This window comes from Oleiharenicola sp. Vm1, assembly GCF_047777955.1.
Classification (GTDB): domain Bacteria; phylum Verrucomicrobiota; class Verrucomicrobiia; order Opitutales; family Opitutaceae; genus Didemnitutus.
Window position 1 is genome coordinate 1,757,954 of sequence record NZ_CP180537.1, and the last position, 25,796, is coordinate 1,783,749.

Sequence of the window (25,796 nt, forward strand, 5' to 3'; positions counted from 1 at the left end):
CGACGCTGCGTGGCTACGACGCGTTCGTGCGCGCCCGGGTGGGGGAGGACTACCGGTATCCGCTGCGGATGCGCGATTGGGAGCTCTGGCAGGTGCTGCAACGCCTCCCCGCGCCGTCGATCTCACGGCCATGCCCTACGCCAACGGCTCGCTCGACACGATCGTCAGCATCTCGGTGATCGAGCACATCCCGGCGATCGAGCGGGCGCTGGCCGAGATGTATCGCTGCCTGAAACCCGGCGGCCGCCTGCTGATCACGACCGATTGCGATCGCGAGGGGAAGCGCTAAGCGGATGGCGTGCGCTACTTCACGCTCGCGGAGCTGGAGCGGCTCTTTGCGCCCTAGCCGGTGGTTTCCGAAAAACGCGCCCCCGATTTCGCCGAGCGCAACTGGTGCTACCGCCGCGACCGGCCGGTGGTGACGGCGTTCATCGAGGTGCGGAAAAGCTGACGCGACCGCGTCGCGCGGGCCGCCGCCGGCGGTCCTCTCCGGCGTTGCCTGGCGCGAGACCCGTGGCTTCGCTGGCCGGATGAAGCGCGCGCTGCTCCTGGTCCTCCTGCTCGGCGGGGCGCTGCACGCCGTCGCCTGGCAGCCGCCCCTGCCGCCGCGCCCCGGCGATGCGTCCGGCGGTCGCGCGCTCGCGGCCCGCTGGGCCGCGCTGCCGACACCGGAGCGCGAGGAGGCGGTCGTGGCCGAGGTGCTGCGCGGCAACGTCCCGGATTTCTGGCGGCACTTCGTTGATGTGCCGACGGGGCGCGCAGTGCTGCACGTGGCGCCGGACTACCTGGCCGTGGGGTCGGACGACGATTTTCTGCGGATGCCGCTCACCCCCGCGGCGGCCCAGCGCCTCGCCGACCGGTTGGAGTGCGTGCTGCCGACGGCGAAGCTGGTGGACCTGATCTATCGCGCCGCCCCGCTGAAACTCGCGCCCGAGCCGATGCCGCCCGGTCCGGAAATGACGACCCTCGCGGCGTTCGTGCGGCACGAGGCGCTCGTCGCCGCGGCACGGCGGGCCGCTTTTGCGACGCACCCGCTCGGGACGCTCACGGCCGGCCACAAGAAGGACCTCGTGCTCACACCGCGGCTTGCCGCCGCGCCGGGCCGCGTGGCGATCTACGGCTGGCATCGCGCCGAGGGCGCCCCCATCCAGCCGCTGTTCCTCGGCCACGCCGACACGTGGGTCGACTACAGCCACGGCGTGCGACTCGTCGCGCGCGCGGTCGAGTGGGACGGTGCGGCCAGGCCGATCGATGAACTGCTCGCGGACGACCGCTGGTGGACGCTGCTCAGCGGCGAGGGGCCGTGCGGTCCGGCGCGCTGGGGCCAGATCCGCCCCGTGGTTCCCACGATGCCCGGCGAGTCGAACGAGGCGCTGTTCCTTGCCGACGGGGTGCGCGCCGTCCTCAACCGGCCGACGGAACGAGCGGCCGAACAGCCGGCGGAGCTCCTGCTCTACGCGGTGCCCGCCGGCAACACGATCGAGCAGACGCTCGGCCGCCGCCTGCGCGCGGACGACGACTGGCATTTCGACATCCAGCATGTCGCCGCGCAGGTGCGCTGGCTGCGCGCGCACGGGCACGCCAACCTCGCGCTGGCCGTGCTCGAGCCGGGGCGCGGTTCGTGGCCCGTCTGGCGGCGTGAAGTGAAAGAGGCCGAGCGGAAGATCGCGGACGTCGTCGCCGCGCTGCAGCGCCTCGTGCCCGGTGCGCGGCTGACGCTGGCCGGGCACAGCGCGGGCGGAAGCTTCGTCTTCGGCGGGTTGGACGCGTTCGAGCGCATCCCGGACGAGGTGGAACGCATCGCGTTTCTCGACAGCAACTACGCCTACGACGCGGCGCGCGGGCAAGCGGAGAAGCTCGCGGTCTGGCTCGCGGCGTCACCGGCGCACCGGCTCTACGTCGCGGCCTACGAGGATTTCCGCGCCCGACTCGACGGGAAGACCTTCGTCAGCGAAAGCGGCGGCACCTGGGGCCGCAGCCAGGCGATGCAGGCGGACTTGGCGGCGCGTTTCCCGTTCACCGTCACCGAGGAGGGGCCGTTGGTGGGGGCGCGTGCGGCGGACGGGCGCGTGGTGTTCCAGTTGCGGCGCAACCCCGAGCAGGCGGTCTGGCACACGCGGCTCGTCGAGCTGAACGGCCTGATCCAGGCGATGCAGGCGGGCACGCCGGAGGAGGGGCGGGGCTATCGCTACCTCGGTCCGCGGGCCTACGAGGACCGGATCGCCCGCTGAGCCGGGGCTCTGTCATAGGGGAGGAATTTCTGTTTGCCCCTCCGGCGGGCGGGCCGTTTGGTTGACCCCTCGTTCCCATGAAACGCACCCACCATTGCGCCCAACTGACCAAGGCCGACCTCCACGCGACCGTGTCGCTCGCCGGCTGGGTTGATTCCGTCCGCGACCACGGCGGCATCATCTTCGTCGACCTCCGCGACCGCCAGGGCATCACGCAGGTGAAGTTCGACAGCGCGCTGCGCGAGCAGGCCGCCAAGCTCAAGGACGAGTCCGTCATCGGCATCACGGGCAAGGTCGAGCTCCGCCCGACCGACATGGTGAACAAGGCGCTCCCGACCGGCGAGATCGAGGTCGATGCGACCGAGCTCGAGATTCACAACATCTCCGAGACCCCGCCGTTCCCGCTCGACGACGCCGGCGGCGACAAGGTCAACGAGGACCTGCGCCTGACCTACCGCTACCTCGACCTGCGCCGCCCGAAGATGCGCCGCAACCTCGCCGTGCGCCACAAGGCGACCAAGGCCGTGCGCGATTACTTCGACTACCAGGGCTTCTACGAGGTCGAGACGCCCGCACTGTTCAAAAGCACACCCGAAGGCGCGCGCGAATACCTCGTGCCGTCGCGCATCCACGCCGGCCAATTCTACGCGCTCTCCCAGTCGCCGCAGCAGTTCAAGCAGATCCTCATGGTCGCGGGCGTGGAGAAGTATTTCCAGATCGCCCGCTGCTTCCGCGACGAGGACCTCCGCGCCGACCGCCAGATGGAGTTCACCCAGATCGACGTCGAGGTCTCGTTCATCGACCGCGAAGGCATCTACGCGCTCTTCGAAGGCATGCTGAAGAAGGTCTGGAAGGACGTGCTCAACCACGACCTGCCCACGCCGTTCCCGCGCATGGCCTACAAGGACGCGATGAACCGCTACGGCGTCGACAAGCCCGACACCCGCTTCGGCCTCGAGCTCGTCGACTTCACCGACACCTTCCGCAATTCCGGCTTCAAGGTCTTCCAGTCCACCGCGGCCTCCGGCGGCTCGATCAAGGCGGTCAACGCCAAGGGCCTCGCCGACGCCACGCAGGGCGAGATCACCTCGCTCGAGGAATCCGCGAAGGCGATGGGCGCGAAGGGCCTCGCCTACATCAAGGTCGAGAAGGGCGAATGGAAGTCGCCGATCGTGAAATTCTTCACCGAGGCCGAGAAGGCCGACCTCACCGCGCGCCTGAACATCCAGGACGGTGACCTGATCTGCTTCGCCGCCGCCCCGTGGGAACGCGCGTGCGCCATCCTCGGCCGCGTGCGCCTCGACGCCGCGCAACTGCTCGTGAAGCGCGGCAAGCTCACGCTGCGCCCCGACCAGTGGAATTTCCTCTGGGTCGTCGATTTCCCGCTGATGAGCTACGACGAGGAGCGCGGCGGCTACGCGGCCACGCACCACCCGTTCACCGCGCCGGTGCCGGAGGACGCGCACCTGCTCGACAGCGACCCGAAGGCCGTGCGCGGCCAGCACTACGACGTGGTGCTGAACGGCATGGAGCTCGGCGGCGGCTCGATCCGCATCCACCAGCCGGCGCTGCAGGAGAAGGTCTTCACCGACGTGCTCAAGATCCCGGCCGACGTGGTCGAGAGCCGCTTCGGCTACATGCTCAAGGCCTTCAAGTATGGCGCGCCCCCGCACGGCGGCATCGCCTTCGGCCTCGACCGCATGTGCGCGCTGCTCTGCGGCACCAACTCGATCCGCGACGTCATCGCCTTCCCCAAGACGCAGAAGGCGCAGGACCTGATGAACCAGAGCCCGACGCCGGTGACCGAGAAGCAGCTCCGCGACCTCCACATCCGCGTGGTCGACGAGGCAAAGTAAAGACGATCATGCGATGCTGATCTCTAGGCCCGCCGCCCGGCGGGCTTTTGTTTTCGCCACAAACGACACGGAGCAGGCATGCAGCGGGGACGAGGCGCAATCGAGGGGCGAGCCTGTGTGCCCACCGACGTGCCGCTGCATAATCCGGGTCGAAGACCCGGGGTTACGCCCCGAGCTGTTTCCTCAAAATCTCGTCGACGAGCTTCGGATTGGCCTTGCCGGCCGAGAGCTTCATCACCGCGCCTTTCAAGGCATTGATGGCCTTGGCGTTCCCGGCGCGGACCTGTTCGGCGGACTTGGGATCGTTGGCGATCGCGGTCGCGCACCAGCCCTCGAGCTGACCGGTGTCGGAGGATTGGCGCAGGCCCTTGCGGTCGGCGATGGCGGCGGCCTGGTCGCCGGTCTGGAACATGGCGGCGAAGATTTCCTTCGCCTGGCTGCTCGACACGGCGCCCTGCTCGACGAGCGCGACGAGGCCGGCGAGGTGCGCGGCGGTGATCTTGCAGTCGGCGAGCGCGAGGTGCGCCGCGGCGAGATCGCGCAGCAGGTCGTTGGTGATCCAGTTGGCGGCGGCGGTCGGCTTGGCGCCGAGTTGCACGGTCGCCTCGAAGAAGTCGGCCAGCGCGCGGTCGCGGACGAGCACGGACGCGGCGGAGTAGGGCAGGCCGAACTGCTCGAGGAAGCGCGCCTGCTTCGCGAACGGCCGCTCGGGCAGCTCGGCGGCGAGGCGGGCCTTCCACGCGGCGTCGATGCGGACGGGCATCAGGTCCGGGTCCGGGAAGTAGCGGTAGTCGTGCGCCATTTCCTTCGAGCGCATCGAGGCGCTGCGGCCGGTCTCGCCGTCGTATAGGCGCGTCTCCTGCACGATCGTGCCGCCGCTGGTGACGACGTTGATCTGGCGCTTGATCTCGGTGACGATGCCGTCGCGGACGTAGGAAATCGAGTTGAGGTTCTTCAGCTCGACCTTGGTGCCGAGCTTGGTCTCGCCGACCCGCCGGATGGAGATGTTGGCGTCGCAGCGCATCTGGCCCTTCTCCATGTCGCAGTCGGAGATGCCGGCGTAGAGCAGCGACTGGCGCAGCGAGGTGAGGAACGCGAACGCCTCGTCGGCGGAGCGGATGACCGGCTCGGTGACAATCTCCATCAGCGGCGTGCCGGCGCGGTTGTAGTCGATGAGCGAGTCGTTGGCCTCGTGGGAGAGCTTGCCGACGTCCTCCTCGAGGTGGATGCGCGTCAGGGCGATTTGCTTGTGTTCGCCCATCACGGCGAGCGAGGCGCCGGGCAGCTCGATTTCGACGGCGCCGTGGCGGCAGACGGGCTGGTCGTATTGCGAGAGCTGGTAGTTCTTCGGGCTGTCGGGATAGAAATAATTCTTCCGGTCCCAGCGCGTGACGGACGCGACCTCGCAGTCGAGCATCAGGCCGGTCTTGATGATGGCGTCGAGCGCGGCCTGGTTCAGCACCGGCAGCGCACCGGGCAGCGCGAGGATGGTGGGATCGGTGAGCGTGTTCGGCGGCTCGCCGTAGCCGGTGGCGACGCGCGTGAACATCTTCGATGCCGTCTTGATCTGGACGTGCACCTCGAGGCCGATGACTGCTTCGAAATCGCTCATGAATATCTAGGCCCACGGAATACACGGAACACACAGAAGAAAGACTCCTGCGGTTCCGTGTATTCCGTGTGTTCGTGGGCCATCAAAGGTTCGGGGTTTTGCGGCTCCAGTCGTGCGCCTGCTCGTAGGTGTGCGCGAGGGTGAGGAGGTCGGCTTCCTTGAACGGCTGGCCGATGAGCTGCAGGCCGACCGGCAGGCCGGCACGGGTGAAGCCGCAGGGCACGCTCGCGGCGGGCAGGCCGGCGAGGTTCACGCCGATCGTGTAGACATCGAGGAGATACATCGCCAGCGGGTCCGCCTTCTCGCCGCGCTTGAACGCCGGCACCGGCGACGTGGGCGTGAGCAGCGCGTCGACCTCCTGGAAAGCCTGGAGAAAATCGCGGCGGATGAGCGTGCGGACCTTCTGCGCCCGCAGGTAATAGGCGTCGTAGTAGCCACTCGAGAGCACGTAGGTGCCGAGGATGATGCGGCGCTTCACCTCCGCGCCGAAACCCTCGGCGCGCGACTTCGCGTAAAGATCGATGGCGTCGGTCGCCGCCTTCGAGCGGTGGCCGTAGCGCACGCCGTCGAAGCGCGCGAGGTTCGACGACGCCTCCGCCGTGGCGATGACGTAGTAGGCGTCGAGGCAGTAGCGCGTGTGCGGCAGCGAGACTTCCTTCACCTCGCAGCCGCGGTCGCGGTAGAACTTCACCGCGGCTTCCACCGCGGCGCCGATCTCCGGATCGAGGCCGGCGCCGAAATACTCCTTGGGAAGGCCGAGGCGGCGCGGCGCGGGACCGGCGAGCGCGGTGCGGTAGTCGGGCACCTCGGCCTTGAACGAGGTCGAGTCGAGCGGATCGTGGCCGGCGATGGCGCGCAGCACGAGCGCGACGTCCTCCGTCGTGCGGCCGAACGGGCCGATCTGGTCGAGCGACGAGGCGTAGGCGACGAGGCCGTAGCGCGAAACGAGGCCGTAGGTGGGCTTGAGGCCGACGAGGCCGCAGAGCGCGGCGGGCTGGCGGATGGAGCCGCCGGTGTCGGAACCGAGCGTGGCGATCGCCTCGCCGGCCGCGAGCGCCGCGGCGCTGCCGCCGGAGGAACCGCCGGGCACGCGGGCGAGGTCCCAGGGATTGGCGACGGGACCGAAGGCGGAGTTCTCGTTCGACGAGCCCATGGCGAACTCGTCGCAGCTGAGCCGGCCCCAGAGCACGGCGCCGGCGTCCTTCAGCCGGCGCGTGACGGTGGCGTCGTAGGGCGAGACGAAATTCTGCAGCATCTGGCTCGAGGCCGTGAGCGGCTGGTCGCGCACGGCGATGACGTCCTTCAGGCCGATCGGGATGCCGTCGAGCGGCCCGCGGGCCTGTCCGGCGGCGCGGCGCGCGTCGGAGGCGGCGGCCTGCGCGAGTGCGTCGGCCTCGTCGCGGGAGTTGAACGCGTGCACGCGCGGCTCGACGGCCTGGGTGCGGGCGATGAGCGCCTGCATCAGCTCGACGGCGGAGAGCTCGCGGCGCTCGAGGCGGGCCGACAGTTCGGCGATGGTCTGGAAATGGAGGGCGGCCATCGGTGTCACTCCACGACCTTGGGCACGCTGATCATGGACTCGCGCTGCGCGGGCGCGTTGCGCAGGGCGTCGGCGACGCTCAGGCCCGGGCGCGGCACGTCGGCATCCCAGACGTTCTCGACCGGGAAGGCGTGCGCGGTCGGTTCGACGCCGCTGACGTCGACCTGGGCGAGCTGCTCGATGTGGTGGAGCACGTCGCCGAGCTGCGCAGCGAACCGGGCCTTCTCCTCCGGCGTGAGGGCGAGGCGGGCGAGTTGCGCGAGGTAGTCGACGTTGAAGTCCTGCGGGGCGGACATGGGAAAAGGAGCGGCGAGGGTGCGAGAGCGGGGCGACGGCTGGCAACCGGCAAACCTGTCATGCCCGGACGCTCTGCCGATAGGCGAGCGGGGCGAGGCCGGTGGCGGCCTTGAAGTGCCGCGTGAACGCGCTGTGGTCGTAGAAGCCGCAGGCGTGCGCGATGTGCGCCACGGCGTCGTCGGAGTCGCGCAGGCGCTGCGCGGCGGCCTGGAGGCGGGTTTGCAGGATGAGCTGGCCGGGCGTGAGCCCGAGCAGGCGTTTGGTGAGGCGGGTGAACTTGGCCGGCGGCAGGGCCGCGCGGGCGGCGAGCGCGGCCGGGGTGAGCGCGTCGGCGAAGTGCGCCTGGAGGTATTCGACGGTGGCGACGAGCGGGGCGGGCACGGCGCCGGAGTCGCCGCCGACGTGGAGGTCGCGCGAAAGGCCCGCCAGCCCGGCGATGCGGCCGGCGGCGTCGCGCACGGGCAGCTTGGTCGTCAGGCACCAGCCGGGCTTGCGGGTGGGATAGAGGTGCAGTTCGAGCTTGTTGACCACCGCGGCGCCGCGGGTGAGGACGGCGGCGTCCTGCTCGGCGTAGCGGGCGGCGAGGTCGGCGGGAAACACGTCGGCGACGGTGCGGCCGAGCAGGTCGGCCTTGCTGCGGCGACCGCAACGCTCGACCAGCGTCTGGTTGACGGCGGTGTAGCGGCCGTGGCGGTCCTTCACGAAAAACACCGCGTCCGGCACGAGATCGAAGAGCTCCCCGGCGACGAGCGGAGCGGCGAGCTGGGCGAGCGGACGGGCGGGGGCGGCGGGCATACTTGGACGAAAACAGCGTGGCCAGGCGCGGTTTTGATACAAGACTCGGCTGGTAGACTTCCCCCATGTCCACGCCGGCCTCGCAGCGCATCCGCATCCTCGATTCGCACACGGGCGGGGAGCCGACGCGTCTCGTGCTCGAGGGCGGGCCCGAGCTTGGCCGCGGGCCGCTGGCGGAGCGCGTGGCGCGGTTTCGCGCGGAGTTCGACCGCTACCGCTCGGCGATCGTCAACGAGCCGCGCGGCTCGGACGTGGTCGTGGGCGCGCTGCTGGTCGAGCCGCACGTGCCGGACTGCGACGTGGGCGTGATCTTCTTCAACAACGTCGGTCCGCTCGGCATGTGCGGTCACGGCACGATCGGATTGGTCGTTTCGCTCGCGCACCTCGGTCGCGTGCAGCCCGGCGTCGTGCGTATCGACACGCCGGTCGGCGTGGTGGCGGCGACCCTGCACGCGGACGGCAGCGTGTCGGTCGACAACGTGCCGAGCTACCGCCAGGCCGCGGGCGTGGTCGTCGACGTGCCGGGCATCGGCCGCGTGCGCGGCGACGTGGCGTGGGGCGGCAACTGGTTTTCCTCGTCGAGGCGCACGGGCAGCGCCTCGAGCTGGCGAATGTCGCGGCGCTGACCGACTACACTGCGCGCGTGCGCGCGGCGGTGAACGCGCAGGGTTTTCCCGCGGTGGACCACGTCGAGTTGTTCGCGCCGTCGCCGACGGCGGGCGTGGACAGCCGGAACTTCGTGCTCTGCCCCGGCGGCGCCTACGACCGCTCGCCCTGCGGCACGGGCACGAGCGCCAAGCTCGCCTGCCTCGCGGCGGACGGGAAGCTCGCGGAGGGCGCCGCGTGGGTGCAGGAGAGCATCGTCGGCAGCATTTTCCGCGGCCGCTACCGGCGCGCCGGCGACCAGGTCCTGCCGACGATCACGGGCACGGCGCACGTGTGCGGCGAGGGCGTGTTGCTGCTCGACCCGGCCGATCCGTTCCGCTGGGGTATCCGGACACCATGAGCACTTCGCGCAGCGTCATCGTTTGCGGCGGCGGCATCGTCGGCCTCTGCACCGCGCACTATCTCGCCCGGGACGGCTTCGACGTCACGGTCATCGAGCGCAATCCGGAGGGTGCCGACTCCTGCGCGCAGGGCAGTGCCGGCTACGTCTCGCCGAGCCACGTGGAGCCGATCTCCGCGCCGGGCATGGTGTGGCAGGGCCTGAAGTGGATGACGAGCTCGCGCAGCCCGTTCTACATCAAGCCGCGCCTCGATCCCGAGCTGATGCGCTGGGGCTGGCTCTTCGCGAAGAGCTGCACGCCGGAGCACCGCCTGCGCGCCGCGCCGGTGCTCGCGCAGCACTGCCTCGAGAGCCGCAAGCTCTTCGTCGAACTCGCCGCGCAGACGGGCAACAGCTTCGAGTTCGAGGCCCAGGGCCTGTTCAATCTCTGCAAGACGCCCGAAAAGCTCGCCGCCTACGAGAAGGGCCTCGCGGCGCTGGCCAACTCCGTCGGCGTCGAGGCGAAGATCCTCACGCCGGCGCAGGTCGCGGCCCTCGAACCGGGCGCGCGGATGGACATCGCGGGCGCGGTCTATTTCCCGATCGACGCCCACATCTCGCCGCGGAAGTTCATCCCCGCGCTCGTGGCGCTGCTCAAGCAGCAGGGCGTGAAATTCCACTGGGCGACGAGCGTCTACGGCTGGCGCAGCGAAGGCGGGCGCGTCACCGGCGTCTCGACCAGCGCCGGCGAGCTCACCGCGGACGAATACGTGCTCGCGACCGGCTCGTGGGCGCCGGAGACGATCCGGGGCCTCGGCCTGCGCCTGCCGATGCAGGCGGGCAAGGGCTACTCGCTGGCGATCGAGCGGCCACGTTTCCAGCTGAAGAAGCCGATGATCCTTTCCGAACGCCGCGTGGCGGTGACCCCGATGGGCCAGACGCTGCGCTTCGGCGGCACGATGGAGATCGCCGGCCACGTCGACCGCGTGCGCCCCGAGCGCATCGCGCAGATCAAGGCGGCGGCGCAGGTCTATTTTCCGGACATGAGCCCGACGGACTTCGACGGCATCCAGCCGTGGTTCGGCTACCGCCCGGTCTCGCCCGACGGCATGCCCTACATCGGGCGCTTCGCGCGGCAGGCCAACCTCACCGCGGCCTGCGGCCACGCTATGCTCGGCGTCACGCTCGCGCCGATCACCGGCCACGTCGTGAGCGAGTTGCTCGCGGGCAAGAAGCCGAGTGTGGACTTGTCGCTCACCAGCCCGGATCGCTTCGCCTGATTTCCCTCCCCGCATGAACTGGAAAGGTGTCATCCCCGCCATCACGACCAATCTGAAGGCCGACCTCGCGGTCGACCACGCCGCGCTCGCGGCGCACTGCCGCTGGATGATCGACAGCGGTTGCACGGGGATCGTCTGCGGCGGTTCGCTCGGCGAGGCGCAGACGCTGAGCTTCGACGAGAAGATCGCCGTCGTCCGCACCGCGGTGGCGGCCGTCGGCGACCGCGCACCGATCGCGCTCGGCATCGCCTCCCTGACGACGGCGGAGGCGGTCGCGATGGCGCAGGCGGCGCAGGCCGCCGGGGCGAAGGGCCTGATGGTGCTGCCGCCCTACGTTTACTCGAGCGACTGGCGCGAGATGAAGGCGCACGTCGGCGCGATCATCGCGGCGACGCCGCTCTCGTGCATGCTCTACAACAACCCGCCGGCCTACAAAACCGACTTCCTGCCCGAGCAGATCGCGGAGCTGGCCGCCGCGCACCCGAACCTGCGCGCGGTGAAGGAATCGAGCGGCGACGTCCGGCGCGTGACGGCGATCCGCGCGGCGTGCGGCTCGCGGCTCGACATCCTCGTCGGCATGGACGACGCGATCGTCGAGGGCGTCTACGCCGGCGCGGTGGGCTGGATCGCGGGCCTGGTGAACGCGTTTCCCGAGGAGAGCGTGGCGCTGTTCGACTTCGCGGCGCGCGGCGACAAGACCCGCGCGCTGGCGCTCTACACGTGGTTCCTGCCGCTGCTGAAGCTCGATACGGTGCCGAAGTTCGTGCAGCTGATCAAATGGGTGCAGGCCGAGGTCGGGCGCGGCACGCCGCACGTGCGGCCGCCGCGGCTGGAGCTGGCCGGAGCCGATCTCGACCATGCGCGCGCGGTGCTGGCGAAGGCCCGGAAGGATCGGCCGCGGTTGTGACCGGGCGCCGGCGTGACTGAGAGACTGACGCGGCCGGAACTTTGGCGTGTCTTTCGCCGGAATCCGGCCATCTTTCCCACCCCATGAAACCAGACGGCGGCAACCTGATCGGCTTCGGCTCGAGTGGTCCCGGCGGGACCGTGTTCAAGGCGTTCAATCCGGCGACGGGCGCGCAGATCGAGCCGGGCTTCGCGTCGGCGGAGGCGGCGGACGTCGAGCGCGCCGTGCAGCTGGCCGCGGAGGCGGCGCCGGCGCTGGCGCGCCTGCCCGGGAGAAAGCGCCACGAGTTTCTCCGGCGCATCGCCGACAGTCTCGAGGCGAAGAGCGCGGACCTGGTCGCGCGCGCGATGCTCGAGACCGGGCTGCCCGAGGCGCGTCTCAAGGGCGAGGTGGCGCGCACGGCGGGGCAATTGCGGCTCTACGGCGAGGCGGCGGAGCGCGGCGACTGGCTCGACGCGCGCATCGAGACGGCGCAGCCGCAGCGCCAGCCGCTGCCGAAGCCCGATCACCGCTCGATGCGGCGCGCGATCGGGCCGGTGGTGGTGTTCGGCTCGAGCAATTTCCCGTTCGCCTACTCGGTGGCCGGAGGCGACACGGCGTCGGCCTTCGCGGCGGGTTGCCCCGTGATCGTGAAGGCGCATCCGGCGCATCCGGGCACGGGCGAGCTGGTCGGCCGGTTGATCGGGCACGCGGTGCGCGATTGCGGGCTGCCGGAGGGGACGTTCTCGCTGCTGTTCGACGCGGGCTTCGCGGTCGGGCAGGCGCTGGTGCGGCACCCCGCGGTGAAGGCGCTGGGCTTCACCGGCTCGCTGAAGGGCGGGCGGGCGCTGGCGGACCTCGCGGCGGCGCGCCCGGAGCCGATCCCGGTCTACGCGGAGATGGGCAGCATCAACCCGGTCTTCCTGCTCCCCGGCGCGATCGCGGAGCGCCGCGCGGCGCTGGTCGAGGGGCTCTACACGTCGTCGCTGGCGGGCGTCGGGCAATTCTGCACCAATCCCGGCCTGATCGTGCTGCTGCGCACGCCGGAGGCGGAGCAGTTCGTGCAGGAGCTGGCGGCGCGGCTGTCCGCCACGCTCGAGGGCATGATGCTCACGCCGGGCATCAAGAACGCGTTCGTCGCCGGCACGACCGCGCGAGCGACGCAGCCGGGCGTGCGCGTGATCGCGCGCGGCAACGCCTCGTCGGTCTGCTCGGCTGCGCCGGTGTGGTTTGAAACCGACGCGAAGTTCTTCGCCGGCAACCCCACGCTCTCCGAGGAGATCTTCGGGCCGAGCTCGCTCGTCGTGTGGTGCCGGGATCGCGGCGAGCTGCTCGCCGTGGCGCGATCCCTCGAGGGCTCGCTGACCGCGTCGCTGCACGCCGCGGCTGGCGAGGCGCGCGAGCTGGGCGAATTGGTCGAGGTGCTCGCCGCCAAGGCCGGCCGCGTGATCCTCAACGGTTATCCGACCGGCCTCGAGGTCAGCCCCGCCATCGTGCACGCCGGTCCGTATCCGGCGACGAGCGACGGCGGTCGCAGCACATCGGTCGGCACGCGCGCGCTCGAGCGCTGGGCGCGGCTGGTGTGCTACCAGGGCTTCGCGGACGAGCTGCTGCCCCCGGAGCTGCAGAACGCCAACCCGCTCGGGTTGCGTCGGCTGGTGAACGGCGAGTGGGCGAGCGGGGCGATCTAGGGTCGGACAGAGGACAGGGGCGCTTGGCCTCCCAGCCGTCTGCGCGCGCGATTGCGCGCCGAAAGGACCGTTGGGGGCAACGGCCCCTACCGCACCGTGGCGCGGGCGGTTTCGCTCAGCTGAGCTTCGCGGCGGCGTGCCGGATGGCGCGGCCGTAGGCGGTGAGGCCGGGGTCCTCGGTCGTGTCGATCAACGTCTCGAGCGCGAGCTGAAGCGCGGCGGCGTGCTGCCCCGCGGCGTGGAGCGTGAGGGCGAGGAAGACGTCGAGCTCGCGGTTGTCGGGAAACTGGAGCTTGGCGGCGCGCAGCACCTCGGCCGAGCGGTCGAAGCGCCCGAGCGCGCGCAGCGTCGAGCCGAGGCCGACGTAGGCGTTGGAGAGCTCGTTGGGCGGCAGGCCGAGGGCGACGGCCTTTTCGTAGGCGGGCAGCGCCTGCTCGTGCCGGCCGAGGGTGTCGCAGGTCCACGCGATCTGGTAGGCGATCTCGCCGACGTTCGGGTGGCGCGCGTCGAGGTCCTGCAGGCGCGGCAGCAGCTGGTTGAACTGCCCGTGGGCGCGGGCGCCGACGATGGCGTCGAGTTCTTCCTTCCAGGCGGGGAGATCAGTCGGGGTTTCCATGCGAGTCAAAGGCGGGTGACGAGGAGGTGGCGGTCGGGGGTGGGGCGCAGGCCGAGCGCGGCGTAGAGGGCCTGGGCGGCGGCGTTGGCGGGGGCGACTTCGACGTGGAGGGCGAGGACGCCTTGGGCGCGGGCGTGGGCGACCAGGCGCGCGAGCAAGGCGCGGCCGATGCCGCGACGGCGGGCGCTCGGGCGGACGTAGAGATCGTCGATCGAGCCGTCGAGGCCGCCGAATTCCATGCTGTGGCGGGCGCAGAGGACGGCGTGGCCGACGGGTTTGCCGCCGAGCCACGCGATCCACGCGGCGTTGCGCGCCGGATCGGCGAACAGCGCCGTGAAGCTGCGCGCGGCCCACTCGCGATCGAGCGCGAAGGCCGCCTCGGCGTAGAAGTCCGCCATCAGGTCCACCAACACCGGGATATCGGCGGAGGTGGCCTGGCGGATTTCGAGGGGCATGGGGAAAGGGCGGTTGAGGGCAACCGCCCCTGCCGGTTTAGGGCTTCGGTGCGGTCGCAGCGGGAGCGGCGGGCGCCTTCTTCTCCGGGAGCGCGCGGGTGGCGATCTCGGTTTTGAAGCGCGCGACGAGGTCGGCGATCTTGTGCACGCCTTCGTCGCCCTTGGCACGGCTGCGCACGGAGGCGCTGAGCGCTTCGGCCTCCTTCTGGCCGAGGACGAGCACGTAGGGCACTTTTTCCAACTCGGCGCGACGGATCTTGGCGCCGAGCTTGTCGGAGTGGGTGTCGAGCGTGACGCGGAGGTCGGCCGCCTGAAGCTCGGCGAGCGTGGACTTGGCGAAGTCGAGGACCTTGTCGGAGATCGGGACGATGCGGACCTGCTCGGGCGCGAGCCAGAGCGGGAAGTCGCCGGCGAAGTGCTCGATGAGCACGCCGCAGAAGCGCTCCATCGAGCCGAAGGGCGCGCGGTGGATCATCACGGGCGTGTGCGCCTGGTTGTCGGCGCCGATGTAGCTGAGGCCGAAACGCACGGGGAGCACGTAGTCGACTTGCACGGTGCCGAGCTGCCACTCGCGGCCGATGACGTCGCGGACGACGAAGTCGATCTTTGGGCCGTAGAAGGCGGCCTCGCCCGGCTCCTCGGTGAAGGGGACGCCGAGGGTCTTGGCGGCTTCGCGGCAGGCGTTCTCGGCGAGGTCCCACTTCTCGGGGTCGCCGGCGAACTTCTTGCCGTCGGGATCGCGCAGGCCGACGCGCACGCGGTAGTCGGACATGCCGAGCGTGGTGAGCACGGTCTTCACGAGCGAGAGGCAGCCGAGGACCTCCTGCGCGACCTGGTCGGGCGTGCAGAAGAGGTGGGCGTCGTCCTGGGTGAAGCCGCGGACGCGGGTCATGCCGTTGAGCTCGCCGGACTGTTCCCAGCGGTAAACGGTGCCGAACTCGGCGAGGCGCACGGGCAGATCGCGGTAGCTGCGCGGCTGCGAGCCGAAGATCTTGATGTGGTGCGGGCAGTTCATCGGCTTCAGGAGGAAGCCGTCGATGAGCTGGTCGTCGGGGAGGACGCGGTCCGGCGTGATGGTTTCCTTGCCGGTGCGCTCGTTGATCGATTCGGCGAACTTCTGGGAGACGGCCTCGATGCGGTTGGCCATCTCGGCGCAGGAGCAGCCGGACTTCACGAGCTGGTCGAGGAAGTCGCGTTCGACGATGGGCGGGAACTGCGAGTCCTTGTAGTAGGGGAAGTGGCCGGAGGTCTTGTAGAGCGCGAGGCGGCCGATGTGCGGCGTGAAGACCTGCGCGTAGCCCTGGCGGCGGAGCTCGGTCGAGATGAACGACTGGAGCTCCTGGCGAACGATCGAGCCGGCGGGCGTCCAGAGGATGAGGCCCTGACCGACATCCTCGTCGATGTGGAAAAGCTTGAGGTCCTTGCCGAGCTTGCGGTGGTCGCGGAGCTTGGCCTGCTCCATCTGCGTGAGGTAGGCGGCGAGCTCGTCCTTTGCGGCGAAGGCGGTGCCGTAGATGCGCTGGAGTTGCTTGTTGCGCTCGTCGCCGCGGTGGTAGGCGCCGGCGATGGAGAGCAGCTTGAAGGCCTTGATCTGTTTCGTGTAGCGGACGTGGGTGCCGGCGCAGAGGTCGACGAACTCGCCGTTCTGGTAGAAGGAGATCTTCTCGCCCTCGGGGATGTCGGCGAGGCGGCCGAGCTTGTAGCGCTCCTGGCCGCGCGAGCGGATGATCTGCTCGGCTTCCTCGCGGGAGACCTCCTTGCGCTGGAAGGATTGGTTCTCGTCGATGATCTTCTTCATCTCCTCCTCGAGCCGCGCGAGGTCCTCCGTCGTGAGTTTGTGGTCGAGATCGATATCGTAATAGAAGCCGGTGTCGGTCGGCGGGCCGATATCGAGCTTGGCGTCCGGGAACAGACGGAGGATCGCGGTCGCCAGCACGTGTGAGGCCGAGTGGCGGATTTCTTCGAGCGGTGTCATCGACATAGTGTATGTGGGTTTGGTCCTGCCTACGATTGCAGGGCCGAAGGGGCAGAGTGGCGGGTGACTTCGCCCGGTGTCAATCTGGAGGTCGTGCAGGCCCCGAGGGAGCAGCCTAGAGCATCAAGCAAAGTCGGGCGATGCGTGGGTCTGCCCCTCGATGGCGCCGGAGAGGCAAATCTCACTCATCTCATGCCGTTTTCGACGAGGGCTCGTCGTCGTTTCCTCCAGTTCGCCTTCGCAATAGGGCCGAGGAAAATATGAGTATTTATAAGACAAAAATTATGAAATCGAATCACTGATGACCAGCGGGATCACTTGGCATTCAGGAATCAAATGACGGCGACCAAGAGGCAATTCATTACCAGCGTATGGCAAAAAAGAGAACATATGATCAGAGATAAGGTCAATTTGATTGACTCGACTTCAACGATCGGTGATCGTGCCGTGTGGTTTTGCAGGTAGGAATTGTTGTAACCCCATCCAAATAATGCCCTTAAATCCATTCTATCGTTTGTTGGACCAACGCCTTATCGGACGTGGCCGCATCGCCTTACGCATCCTCTTTGTTTGGTCGGTTCTCTTCTCAGCTGGACGTGGTGCTGAGGAGTTGGTCAGCGATCGCGTGGGCATCGCGCACACGGGCGGCAAATACTGGCTGACGGGCGAAAACTATCTCAACGAAGGGGCGCTGCGCATTGAGGAAATGGGTGGCCGCGTGGTGAAGGTTTTCATGGGGGGGAACTATGCCAATCAGTTCCCGTGGAATTCCAACTGGCCCACGGTGGGATCGCTGGTCGAGCTGGCGCAAACTCGGCACTTCCGGGAGTTCTTCAGCCGCCCATCTTTGACTACCTACGTGATCGATGCGACGGAGTTTGGCCCATCGATTTACTGGAAGGATGGCATGAGTGATGCCGAGTTGCAGAACTCCTACAGTGAGATCCGCGCCTTGGCGGTGCACTTGTTGAGCACTTACAGCAACAAGACTTTCATCATCCAAAACTGGGAGGGAGACAATGCGTTTGGCAGCCCTCCGGATGTCGCCACGGCAGAGCGAGGGATGGCGGACTGGCTCAACGTCCGCCAACTGGCGATCGATGATGCGCGCACGGCAGTCCTGACGAGCACGAGCAAGGTCTACGGAGCCGCAGAGTTCAATTTTCTGCCGCCACCGTTCATGCAGACGACCCAGCCGCACCTGATCATCAACACCGTGATCCCGAACACGAACATGGATCTGTATTCGATCTCGAACTACCTCACGGGCCAGAACGACGGGCGGGAGGACAGCATCTACGCCATGCTGGATTACATGGATTCGTATTGTCCCGACTCGCTGCTCTTCGGCCGAAAAAATCTCTATTTCGGAGAGTTCGGGGCGAAGGAAAACAGTCTCGCGAGCGATCCGCTCCAGCGACAGGTCGCAGGCCGCCAGATCGAGCAGGCGTTCAAATGGGGTGTGCACTACGTCATCTTCTGGGCGATCTACGACAACGTGCTGAAGAACGGCGTGACTCTGGCCCCCGGTCAGGAGGCCACGAACAGCCAATTGCTGGGTAATTGGTTGATCCGGCCGGACGGCACCTTGCCCCAAATCAATGCCTACTTCCGCGACATCCTCGGGCGCTCCTACGCAACCTACCAAGACCGGTATGAATTTGAACAGGCCGACGGCGACTCCCCCACGAATGACCCGTTTGTGGCGACCGCCCAAAGCGGAGCGAGTGGCGGGTATCTGGTGAGATTCGATGCGAACGCCGCCAACGATGAGATACATTACGCTTTGCAGGTGCCGGTGGCGGGCACTTACGAAATGGAGTTGGGCTACCGGACCGGCACCGATGCGGGCATCATCCGTGTGTTCGTTGCCGGCGTCGCGACAGGAGATCAGATTGACACCTACTCAGCGACTCCCGCCCTGAGCAGCTCCAAACTCAGTGTGCCGCTTTCCTTCACGAAGGCCGGCGTCAAGGACTTCAAGTTCCGCTCGAGAGCGAAGAACGCTTCGAGCTCCGGCTTCCGCTTGTATCTGGATTATGTTCGCTTGATCCCGGTCGGCCGGGACACGACGGCGCCGAACTTGACCGTGCCTGGCAATATCGCGGTTGAGGCGACCAGCACGGCGGGTGCGATCGTGAACTATCCGGCGGCTTCCGCCACCGATAATGTCGGAGTCACATCACTCGGCTACAGCAAAGCCAGCGGCAGCACTTTCCCGCTTGGCGTGACCTCAGTCATCGTCTCCGCCAGCGATGCGGCCGGCAATACCAGCAGCGGCAGCTTCACCGTCACCGTGGGTGACACCACCCCGCCCGCCCTGAGCGTGTCGGGAGACCTCACGGTCGAGGCGAATAGTCCCATGGGCGCGATCGTCAACTATCCGGCTGCGACTGCGACGGACGCCGTGGGCGTGACCTCGATCACCTACAGCAAAGCCACCGGCACGACATTTCTGCTCGGCCTCACGACCGTTGCCGTCACCGCCAAGGATGCCGCCGGCAACACGAGCAGCGGTAGCTTCACGGTCAACGTGGTCGACACGACGGCACCGGCCCTGACCCTGCCAGGAAATCTCACGGTTGAGGCGACCAGCGCCTCCGGTGCGATCGTTACTTATCCGGCCGCTTCCGCCACGGACGCGGTCGGCGTGACCTCGCTGGTTTACAGCGCGCCCAGCGGCGGCACGTTCCCACTCGGCCTCACGACCGTTACCGTCACGGCCAAGGATGCCGCTGGCAACACGAGCAGCGGTAGCTTCACGGTCAACGTGGTCGACACGACGGCACCGAGTATTGCGAGAGTCGTCCCTTCGCAGTCGGTGCTCTGGTCGCCCAACCATCGGATGGAGTCCATTACCCTCGCGGTGGATGCGAGCGATGCAGTCGGCATCGCTGGGATCCGGATCATCGGCGTTTCCAGCAGCGAGCCAGATAACGGCCTCGGCGACGGCGATCTGGCGGGCGACAGCCAGATTACGGGTGACCTCACCGTCAACCTGCGCGCAGAGCGCAGCGGCAAGGGCAGCGGTCGCGTCTACACGATCCTGGTCGAGGCACGAGATGCGGGCGGCAATGTCAGCACTTCCGCCTGCACCGTCTCGGTGCCTAAGAGCCAGGGCGGCAAATAATCCTCAGACACTTCCGATGGACCGAGCCCGCCGAATCCGGCGGGCTCGTTTCGTTGCCACGGCATGGAAGCCGAGACAAATGGCAGCGCCGCTCCGCAGCAGGAGCCAGTTTTTAGCTGCGCATCCGTCGGCTATTTCTTCAGCGGCTCGAGCGAGTAGCCGTCCTTGCGGTCGAGCATGGACCAGCCGGCGGCGGTTAGCTCCTGGCGGAGCGCGTCGGCGGCGGCGAAGTCCTTGGCGGCCTTCGCGGCCCAGCGTTTGTCGGCGAGGGCCTTGATCGCGTCGGGAGCCTCGGCCTTGGGCGCGGCGGCGAGGGTGTTGAGCTTGGTGGCCTCGAAGCCGAGGACGCCGAGGATCTGGTCGAGCGTGGCGACGTCGGCATCGGTCGGCCCGCCGCCCACGCCGGTCATGATTTCGTGGCCGAGCTTGAACAGCGCCCCGAGGGCGCCGGGCGTGTTGAGGTCGTCGCGGAGCAGGTCGAGGACCTCCACGAGGCGGCTGGGCGCGCCGTTGCCGGCGACGCGGTATTTCGGGTCGTGGAAGACGGTGCAGATGACCTGGAGCTTCTTCAGTGCGCTCTCGGCGGCGTGGAGCGACTCGAGGGTGAAGTTGAGCTGCTTGCGCGGATGGCCGGAGAGGAGGGCGTAGCGGATCGCGAGGGGCGAGTGGCCCTTGGCGAGGAGGTCGCGCACGGTGTAGTAGTTGCCCTTGGACTTGGACATCGTGGTGCCGTTCACGAGCAGGTGCTCGCTGTGATACCAGTGGCGGGCGAAGGGCGTGCCGTTGCAGCATTCGCTCTGGGCGATCTCGTTTTCGTGGTGCGGGAAGAGCAGATCGACGCCGCCGGTGTGCAGGTCGATGGTGTCGCCGAGGATCGATTTGCTCATCGCGCTGCACTCGATGTGCCAGCCGGGGCGTCCGGCGGCGGCGCCGCGCGGGCCGGCCCACGAGACGAGGCCGTCCTCCTCGGGCTTGTAGGCCTTCCACAGCGCGAAGTCGGAGACGGAGTCCTTGTGGTCGGCGTCGGCGACCGTGTTGGTGACCTTGAGCTCGCGCTCCTTGATGCGCGAGAGGCGGCCGTAGCCGGGGAAGGAATCGAGCTTGAAGTAGACCGAGCCGTCGGCGGCGCGGTAGGCGTGGCCCTTGTCCATGAGCACCTCGATCATGTCCACCTGCTCCTTGATGTAGCCGGTGGCGGTCGGCTCGGCGTGCGGCGGGAGCAGGTTGAGGGCGGCGCAGTCCTCGTGGAAGAGCTTGGTCCAGTGCCGGGTGATGTCGCCGAGCGGGCGCTGCTCCTTCTTGGCCTGGCCGATGGTGCGGTCGTCGACATCGGTGAGGTTGCGGACGTGCTTCACCTTGGCCGGGCCGAACTCGAGCTCGAGGAGGCGGCGGAGGACGTCGTTGACGACGAAGGTGCGGAAATTGCCGATGTGCGCGGGCGCGTAGACCGTCGGGCCGCAGTTGTAGAAGCGGAAGACGCCGTCCTTTTCCCCGGGGTGAAGCTCGCGGGGGGTGCGGGTGAGGGAATCGTAGAGGCGGATGGGCATGACGCGGAACGGAAGTTGGAAACGGAAAACCGGCGGGATGGCAAACGCGACGTGGCGGGTGACACGCGCGGGTGCGACGGGAGGCGGTGAGAGCAGGCGGGCGGGCCCGGTATTCCGGGCGACACGGGCGCGAGCCGGCTTCAGCAACCGCCGGGCATAGTTCGGCAACACGTCGTGGGCGACGTCTGGATCGGGCCGAACGGGAGGGCGGGACGCATGGGCGACGCCTAGGAACGCTGTGATGCGGCGCGAGTTCAAGCTCTGTTTTGGTTCTCGCCGGCACGGCGCAAAATCCGCGGCGCGAAGGGCAAGATTTCCATAGCCGGACCGCGGGGGAGCGGCTACCGTCTCCGCTCCATGCCAAACGAAAAACTCGTGCTCACGCACCGTCCGCGTCGCCTGCGCCGTTTCGCCAGCCGCCGCGCGATGGTCGAGGAAACCGTTCTGCGCCCCGCCGACCTGATTGCCCCGCTCTTCGTGGTCGACGGCTCCCCCGCGCCCGAGGAGATCGGGTCGATGCCCGGCGTCTTCCGCCTGGCCATCGCCGACCTGGTCAAGGAGTGCCAGGAGATTTTCGCCCTCGGCGTGCCGGCCGTCGCGCTGTTCCCGAAGCTCGATCCGAAGCTGAAGGACGAGAACGGCACCGAGGCGCTCAACCCGCAGACGCTCATCCTCCGCGCCGTCCGCGCGGTGAAGCAGGCGGTGCCGGAGCTGTCGATCATCACCGACGTTGCGCTCGATCCCTACACGAGCCACGGCCACGACGGCGTGCTCAACGCCGAGAAGGACAACGTCGACAACGACCGCACCGTCGCGATCCTCGCGCAGATGGCCGTCATGCAGGCCGAGGCCGGCGTGGATTTCGTCGCGCCGTCGGACATGATGGACGGCCGCGTCGGCGCGATCCGGAAGGCGCTCGACGCCGCGGGCTACACCGACACGGCGATCATGGCCTATTCGGTGAAATACAATTCGGCCTACTACGGGCCGTTCCGCGACGCTGTCGGCAGCGCGCAGGCCGCGGGCACGCGGCTGCTCAGCAAGGCGACTTACCAGATGAATCCCGCCAACCGCCGCGAGGCCATCCGCGAGATGCAGCTCGACGTGGCCGAGGGCGCGGATGTCGTGATGGTCAAGCCCGCCGGCGCCTACCTCGACATCATCCGCGAGGTGCGCAACGCCACCCGCACGCCGGTCGCGGCGTATCAGGTCTCGGGCGAGTATTCGCAGATCCACGCCGCAGCGCGTCTCGGCTGGCTCGATCTCGTGCGCACGCGGCACGAGTCGCTGCTCGCGATCAAGCGCGCGGGCGCGGACATGATTCTGACGTATTTCGCGAAGGATATCGCAAAGGCCTACAAAGGCTGAGCGAGCCGCGAGCGGTGCATTTCAGGTGGGCGCCGGTCTCCCGACCGGCGCCCTTTTTTGTGCGTGGCGGCGGCGGGGCGCGGCCTTGTCGCCGCTGGGACAGCGGCGACCACCTCGGGGAATGAAGGCGGTGGTTAGGGTGGGAAGGGTCGGTAGTGTGCTTCGCGAAGCGGGCGCATCCCTCCTTTGAGGGACGGCGGGTGACTTGAGGCGTTGGCGGGGCGGCGTAGGTTTCGGCCGCTACCCCATGAAGGCGCATTCTGTTTCGCGGCGAGCGGCATCGATGCTCGCCGGCAGCGTCGCGGCGATCGCGTTCGCTGCTGAGACGCCGACGCCGGTCGACTCCACGGTCTACGAGCTGCCGAAATACACCGTTACGAATCCGCTCGAGTTGCCAGCGCCAGAGTCGTGGCGCTATGCGCGGATTCCGGGATTCGAGGTGCTGAGCAACGCGTCCGATCGCGCGACGCAGCGCTTCCTGCGGGATTTTCAATTGATGCAGCAGGTGATCGACATCACGTGGCCGGTGTTGCGCCGCGCCGGTCCGCCGCTGCCGACCACGCTGATTTTGACTTCGGGCGGCAAGGCGGCGCGGCCCTTTTTGCGGCCAGCGGGAAAATTGGTGGGCGACATCGACGTGTTCGAGTTCGAGGAGTTTGATCCCGACGATCCTCTCCGTGCCAAATTCGGTCCGGGTGGTGTCTCGAGCCAGCTGTTCGCCAATGAAGAGCAGGCCTGTATCGTGCTGAATCTCGGTCACGACGGCCGAGGCCAGACGGATCCCTACCGGCAATTCTACGATCGCTACGTGCGCTACCTGATGAGCCGCTTCGATGCGCCGAGCCCGCCGTGGTTGGTGGAAGGGGTGGCGAGCTTGTTCGCCGGCATCGATTACACGGACAAGTGGATCGAGTTCGGCGTGCTCGGGCGAGGCGACGACGACTTCAGTCAGCGGCTTACGCCCAAGGCTCCGGCAATGGACAGCAGCGGCGATACTTCGATGGTGCCGCCGCCGTTGATCAGCCGCTTGGGCACGTTCCCTTCGCTGGCGGCGATGTTGACGGCGAGCGAAGGCCAGCTCCGGAGCGATCTGAAGCTGAGCACGCTCGCACAAGCGTTCGTCCACATGTGCCTCTACGGACGTGGGCTGAAATATCAGAAACCCCTGTTCCGCTATCTCGATCGCGTGAGAGGTGGGCCGGGCACGGAGGAGATCGTGCGGGAGTGCTTTGGCATGAGCATCGCGAAACTGCAGGAGGAAGTGCAGGGCTACTCGGCGTTCACCGACTATCGCTCCATTCAGTTTCGCGCGCAAAAGGGCGCGCGCCTCGCGCCTCCACCGGAAGTTGCCTTGCGCGCGGCGACGCCCGCGGAGATCGGACGCATCAAGGGTGACGGGTTGCTGCTCGCGGGTAACCGTAACGCGGCCTTCCTGGAACTGCTCGCGCCCTACGTGCGCAAGCAGCCGGACTGCGATCTGCTCGCGTCGCTCGGGCTGTTCGAATTGCAGTCGGAATCGAGCGCGCGGGCACAGCGCGGGCGAAAGTTGCTCGAGGCGGCCGTGAGTGGTGGGACGACGCGGGCGAGAGCCTATCTCGAACTGACGCGGCTGAGTCTGAGCGAGCAGGTTGGCCCGATGGAGGAGGCGCGGCGCGCGCAAATCCTCGCGTGGTTGCGGAAGGCCGTGAGCATGCCGCCGCCGCTGCTCGGTGCCTACGAGTTGCTGGCGAGTCTTTGGTGGGAAACCGAAATGAAACCGCCCGCGACGGATCTGGTGCTGCTCGAACAGGGCGTGCGCCGTTTTCCCGGGCAGCTCGCGTTGGTTTATCGGACCGCGCAGCTGTGCGCCGAAGGCGGGCGGGTGGCGCAAGCCGCGGCGCTCGCGGAGTGGGGCGAGCGGGCCGCGCGAGAGCCGAAGGATCGGCAACGCTTCGCGGAATTGCGGGCGAAGCTGCCGGCGGCTCCGAACGCGAAGTGAACAAAAAAAGGCGGCCCGTGGGCCGCCTTGGAGATGGCAAGTGGGCGGAGCGCTTAGCCCTTCGCGAGCTTGCTGTGCTTGCGGCTGTAGCCGAAGTAGACGGCGAAGCCGATGGCCATCCACACGATGAGATTGAGCCACGTGATGGCCGGCAGGGAGAACATCTGCACGATGCAGGTGATCACGCCGAGGATGGGCACGAGCGGGACGAGCGGGGTCTTGAACGGGCGCGGCAGCTGCGGCTGGGTGTAGCGCAGCATGAGGACGCCGGCGCAGACGAGCGCGAAGGCGAGCAGGGTGCCGATGGAGATGAGTTCGCCGAGGAGATTGAGCGGGAAGAGGCCGGCGATGATCGCGCAGGAGACGCCGGTGATCCAGGTCGTGACGTGCGGCGTGCCGTATTTCGGGTGGATCTTGGCGAAGTAGGACGGGAGCAGGCCGTCGCGCGCCATCGAGTAGAAGATGCGCGGCTGGCCGAGGAGCGAGACGAGGATGACGGAGGTGAGGCCGGCGAGCGTCGCGGCCTCGATGAGGTAGCGGAAGATGGCGGGCGCCTGGATCTGCTGGAGCGCGTAGATGAAGGGCGCGTCGACGTTCAGCTTCGAGTAGTGGACCATGCCGGTGAGCACCAGCGACACGGAGATGAAGAGGAACGAGACGATGAGCAGCGTGCCCAGCAGGCCGACGGGGAGGTCGCGCTGCGGGTTCTTGGTCTCCTGCGCGGCGGACGAGACGCAGTCGAAGCCGACGTAGGCGAAGAAGATCGCGCCGGCGCCGCGGAAGACGCCGCTCCAGCCGAACTCGCCCCACGTGCCGGTGTTGGCGGGGATGAAGGGGTGCCAGTTGGCCTTGGGCGTGTCGGGGTGGCCGAGGAAATAGTAGATGCCGTAGCCGACGAGGGCCAGGAGCACGCCGACCTTGATCACGACCATCAGGTTGTTGAAGCCGGCGGACTCCTTGATGCCGATGTAGAGGATGTAGGTCAGCAGCAGCGAAATGAAGACGGCCGGGATGTTGATCAGCGCGCCGGTGGTCTTGAGCGTCTGGAGCTGGAAGGTGAAGAATCCGAGGTTGATCGGGATGGTGCGGTCGGGATCGACGTCGAGCGGCGCGCTGGCGAGCGAGGCGGGCAGGGCGAGGTGGAACTCGTTGAGGATGTCGCGCGTCGCGCCCGACCAGCTGACGGCGACCGCCGCGCCGGAGAAGAGATACTCGAGGATGAGGCACCAGCCGACGACCCAGGCGAGGATTTCGCCCAGGCTGCCGTAGGTGTAGGTGTAGGCGCTGCCCGAGACGGGGATCATGGCCGCGAGCTCGGCGTAGCAGAGTCCGGCGAAGAGGCAGGCGATGCCCGAGACGATGAACGACAGGGCGATCGCCGGGCCGCCGTAGAGGGCGGCGGCCTGGCCGGTCTGGACGAAGATGCCCGCGCCGACGACGGAGCCGATGCCGAGCGAGATGAGGCTGATGGGGCCGAGCGTGCGCTTGTAGCCGTGTTCGGCGCCGGCCTCTTTCTGGAGATCGGCGATGGGTTTCGTGCGGAAGAGGCTCATG

Annotated in this window: 18 protein-coding genes and 1 pseudogene; 10 read left to right on the forward strand and 9 right to left on the reverse strand. The window is 68.1% G+C overall.

Features of this window, described 5'->3' with window-relative positions:
• Nucleotides 1-130 precede the first annotated feature (130 nt).
• The 3 genes from ACMYLB_RS09075 to aspS all read left to right on the forward strand — a co-directional run bounded on the left by ACMYLB_RS09075 (nt 131) and on the right by aspS (nt 4,087).
• Entirely contained in the window at nt 131-289 is a 159-nt protein-coding gene (locus tag ACMYLB_RS09075; protein WP_415910605.1) for a class I SAM-dependent methyltransferase, read from the forward strand.
• A gap of 241 nt (nt 290-530) precedes the next feature.
• Nucleotides 531-2,231 (forward strand): hypothetical protein, encoded by a 1,701-nt coding sequence (locus ACMYLB_RS09080; RefSeq protein WP_415910606.1) that lies wholly within the window; start codon nt 531-533, stop codon nt 2,229-2,231.
• A gap of 77 nt (nt 2,232-2,308) precedes the next feature.
• Nucleotides 2,309-4,087 carry an aspartate--tRNA ligase gene (aspS, locus tag ACMYLB_RS09085; RefSeq protein ID WP_415910607.1) on the forward strand — a complete coding sequence of 593 codons (1,779 nt, stop codon included), beginning with the start codon at nt 2,309-2,311 and terminating at the stop codon, nt 4,085-4,087.
• Nucleotides 4,088-4,250: 163 nt separating this feature from the next.
• On the opposite strand, the gene gatB is transcribed toward aspS, so the two are convergent.
• The 4 genes from gatB to ACMYLB_RS09105 form a co-directional block, all read right to left on the reverse strand.
• Nucleotides 4,251-5,699 carry an Asp-tRNA(Asn)/Glu-tRNA(Gln) amidotransferase subunit GatB gene (gene gatB, locus ACMYLB_RS09090; RefSeq protein WP_415910608.1) on the reverse strand — a complete coding sequence of 483 codons (1,449 nt, stop codon included), beginning with the start codon at nt 5,697-5,699 and terminating at the stop codon, nt 4,251-4,253.
• 82 nt (nt 5,700-5,781) lie between these two features.
• Nucleotides 5,782-7,239, reverse strand: coding sequence for an Asp-tRNA(Asn)/Glu-tRNA(Gln) amidotransferase subunit GatA (gatA, locus tag ACMYLB_RS09095; protein WP_415910609.1), 1,458 nt, complete (start codon nt 7,237-7,239; stop codon nt 5,782-5,784).
• A 5-nt stretch (nt 7,240-7,244) separates the two neighbouring features.
• Nucleotides 7,245-7,535, reverse strand: a complete 291-nt coding sequence (gatC, locus tag ACMYLB_RS09100; RefSeq protein WP_415910610.1) for an Asp-tRNA(Asn)/Glu-tRNA(Gln) amidotransferase subunit GatC — start codon at nt 7,533-7,535, stop codon at nt 7,245-7,247.
• A gap of 58 nt (nt 7,536-7,593) precedes the next feature.
• On the reverse strand, nt 7,594-8,331 hold the full coding sequence (locus ACMYLB_RS09105; protein ID WP_415910611.1) for a PAS domain-containing protein: 738 nt from the start codon (nt 8,329-8,331) through the stop codon (nt 7,594-7,596).
• Between the two features lie 65 nt (nt 8,332-8,396).
• Between ACMYLB_RS09105 and ACMYLB_RS09110 the strand changes: the two are divergent.
• The 4 genes and pseudogenes from ACMYLB_RS09110 to ACMYLB_RS09125 all read left to right on the forward strand — a co-directional run bounded on the left by ACMYLB_RS09110 (nt 8,397) and on the right by ACMYLB_RS09125 (nt 13,173).
• Nucleotides 8,397-9,337: pseudogene (locus ACMYLB_RS09110) on the forward strand (proline racemase family protein).
• A complete protein-coding gene (locus ACMYLB_RS09115) occupies nt 9,334-10,596 on the forward strand; it encodes an NAD(P)/FAD-dependent oxidoreductase (protein ID WP_415910612.1) in 1,263 nt (420 codons plus the stop codon). The pseudogene ACMYLB_RS09110 and the gene ACMYLB_RS09115 overlap by 4 nt, the downstream one beginning before the upstream one ends.
• 13 nt (nt 10,597-10,609) lie before the next feature.
• Nucleotides 10,610-11,503, forward strand: coding sequence for a dihydrodipicolinate synthase family protein (locus ACMYLB_RS09120; protein WP_415910613.1), 894 nt, complete (start codon nt 10,610-10,612; stop codon nt 11,501-11,503).
• 83 nt (nt 11,504-11,586) lie between these two features.
• Entirely contained in the window at nt 11,587-13,173 is a 1,587-nt protein-coding gene (locus ACMYLB_RS09125; RefSeq protein ID WP_415910614.1) for an aldehyde dehydrogenase (NADP(+)), read from the forward strand.
• A 115-nt stretch (nt 13,174-13,288) separates the two neighbouring features.
• Here ACMYLB_RS09125 and ACMYLB_RS09130 read toward each other — a convergent pair whose 3' ends face one another.
• From ACMYLB_RS09130 to thrS, 3 genes are read right to left on the reverse strand one after another with little or no spacing between them, the layout of a single operon-like run.
• Entirely contained in the window at nt 13,289-13,789 is a 501-nt protein-coding gene (locus tag ACMYLB_RS09130; RefSeq protein WP_415910615.1) for a tetratricopeptide repeat protein, read from the reverse strand.
• 5 nt (nt 13,790-13,794) lie between these two features.
• Nucleotides 13,795-14,244 carry a GNAT family N-acetyltransferase gene (locus tag ACMYLB_RS09135; protein ID WP_415910616.1) on the reverse strand — a complete coding sequence of 150 codons (450 nt, stop codon included), beginning with the start codon at nt 14,242-14,244 and terminating at the stop codon, nt 13,795-13,797.
• 37 nt (nt 14,245-14,281) lie between these two features.
• Complete coding sequence (thrS, locus tag ACMYLB_RS09140; protein ID WP_415910617.1) at nt 14,282-16,225, reverse strand: threonine--tRNA ligase; 1,944 nt, start codon at nt 16,223-16,225, stop codon at nt 14,282-14,284.
• 511 nt (nt 16,226-16,736) lie between these two features.
• Here thrS and ACMYLB_RS09145 point away from each other — a divergent pair.
• On the forward strand, nt 16,737-19,349 hold the full coding sequence (locus ACMYLB_RS09145) for an HYR domain-containing protein (RefSeq protein WP_415910618.1): 2,613 nt from the start codon (nt 16,737-16,739) through the stop codon (nt 19,347-19,349).
• A 131-nt stretch (nt 19,350-19,480) separates the two neighbouring features.
• Here the strand turns inward: ACMYLB_RS09145 and cysS are convergent, their stop codons facing one another.
• Nucleotides 19,481-20,896 carry a cysteine--tRNA ligase gene (gene cysS, locus ACMYLB_RS09150; protein WP_415910619.1) on the reverse strand — a complete coding sequence of 472 codons (1,416 nt, stop codon included), beginning with the start codon at nt 20,894-20,896 and terminating at the stop codon, nt 19,481-19,483.
• Nucleotides 20,897-21,253: 357 nt separating this feature from the next.
• Between cysS and hemB the strand changes: the two genes are divergently transcribed.
• Both hemB and ACMYLB_RS09160 read left to right on the forward strand, forming a co-directional pair.
• Nucleotides 21,254-22,264: a porphobilinogen synthase gene (gene hemB / locus ACMYLB_RS09155; protein WP_415910620.1), complete on the forward strand. Its 1,011-nt coding sequence runs from the start codon at nt 21,254-21,256 to the stop codon at nt 22,262-22,264.
• 247 nt (nt 22,265-22,511) lie between these two features.
• Nucleotides 22,512-24,242, forward strand: coding sequence for a hypothetical protein (locus ACMYLB_RS09160; RefSeq protein WP_415910621.1), 1,731 nt, complete (start codon nt 22,512-22,514; stop codon nt 24,240-24,242).
• Nucleotides 24,243-24,295: 53 nt separating this feature from the next.
• Here the strand turns inward: ACMYLB_RS09160 and ACMYLB_RS09165 are convergent, their stop codons facing one another.
• Nucleotides 24,296-25,795 (reverse strand): amino acid permease, encoded by a 1,500-nt coding sequence (locus ACMYLB_RS09165; protein WP_415910622.1) that lies wholly within the window; start codon nt 25,793-25,795, stop codon nt 24,296-24,298.
• Nucleotide 25,796 lies beyond the last annotated feature (1 nt).

Coding starts and splice junctions, on each gene's coding strand:
- aspS (WP_415910607.1), top strand. CDS start 2,309: ATGAAACGCACCCACCATTGCGCCCAACTGACCAAGGCCGACCTCCAC.
- ACMYLB_RS09125 (WP_415910614.1), top strand. CDS start 11,587: ATGAAACCAGACGGCGGCAACCTGATCGGCTTCGGCTCGAGTGGTCCC.
- hemB (WP_415910620.1), top strand. CDS start 21,254: ATGCCAAACGAAAAACTCGTGCTCACGCACCGTCCGCGTCGCCTGCGC.
- gatB (WP_415910608.1), bottom strand. CDS start 5,699: ATGAGCGATTTCGAAGCAGTCATCGGCCTCGAGGTGCACGTCCAGATC.
- ACMYLB_RS09080 (WP_415910606.1), top strand. CDS start 531: ATGAAGCGCGCGCTGCTCCTGGTCCTCCTGCTCGGCGGGGCGCTGCAC.
- gatA (WP_415910609.1), bottom strand. CDS start 7,239: ATGGCCGCCCTCCATTTCCAGACCATCGCCGAACTGTCGGCCCGCCTC.
- ACMYLB_RS09135 (WP_415910616.1), bottom strand. CDS start 14,244: ATGCCCCTCGAAATCCGCCAGGCCACCTCCGCCGATATCCCGGTGTTG.
- ACMYLB_RS09075 (WP_415910605.1), top strand. CDS start 131: ATGCCCTACGCCAACGGCTCGCTCGACACGATCGTCAGCATCTCGGTG.
- ACMYLB_RS09115 (WP_415910612.1), top strand. CDS start 9,334: ATGAGCACTTCGCGCAGCGTCATCGTTTGCGGCGGCGGCATCGTCGGC.
- thrS (WP_415910617.1), bottom strand. CDS start 16,225: ATGTCGATGACACCGCTCGAAGAAATCCGCCACTCGGCCTCACACGTG.
- gatC (WP_415910610.1), bottom strand. CDS start 7,535: ATGTCCGCCCCGCAGGACTTCAACGTCGACTACCTCGCGCAACTCGCC.
- ACMYLB_RS09165 (WP_415910622.1), bottom strand. CDS start 25,795: ATGAGCCTCTTCCGCACGAAACCCATCGCCGATCTCCAGAAAGAGGCC.
- ACMYLB_RS09160 (WP_415910621.1), top strand. CDS start 22,512: ATGAAGGCGCATTCTGTTTCGCGGCGAGCGGCATCGATGCTCGCCGGC.
- ACMYLB_RS09130 (WP_415910615.1), bottom strand. CDS start 13,789: ATGGAAACCCCGACTGATCTCCCCGCCTGGAAGGAAGAACTCGACGCC.
- cysS (WP_415910619.1), bottom strand. CDS start 20,896: ATGCCCATCCGCCTCTACGATTCCCTCACCCGCACCCCCCGCGAGCTT.
- ACMYLB_RS09120 (WP_415910613.1), top strand. CDS start 10,610: ATGAACTGGAAAGGTGTCATCCCCGCCATCACGACCAATCTGAAGGCC.
- ACMYLB_RS09105 (WP_415910611.1), bottom strand. CDS start 8,331: ATGCCCGCCGCCCCCGCCCGTCCGCTCGCCCAGCTCGCCGCTCCGCTC.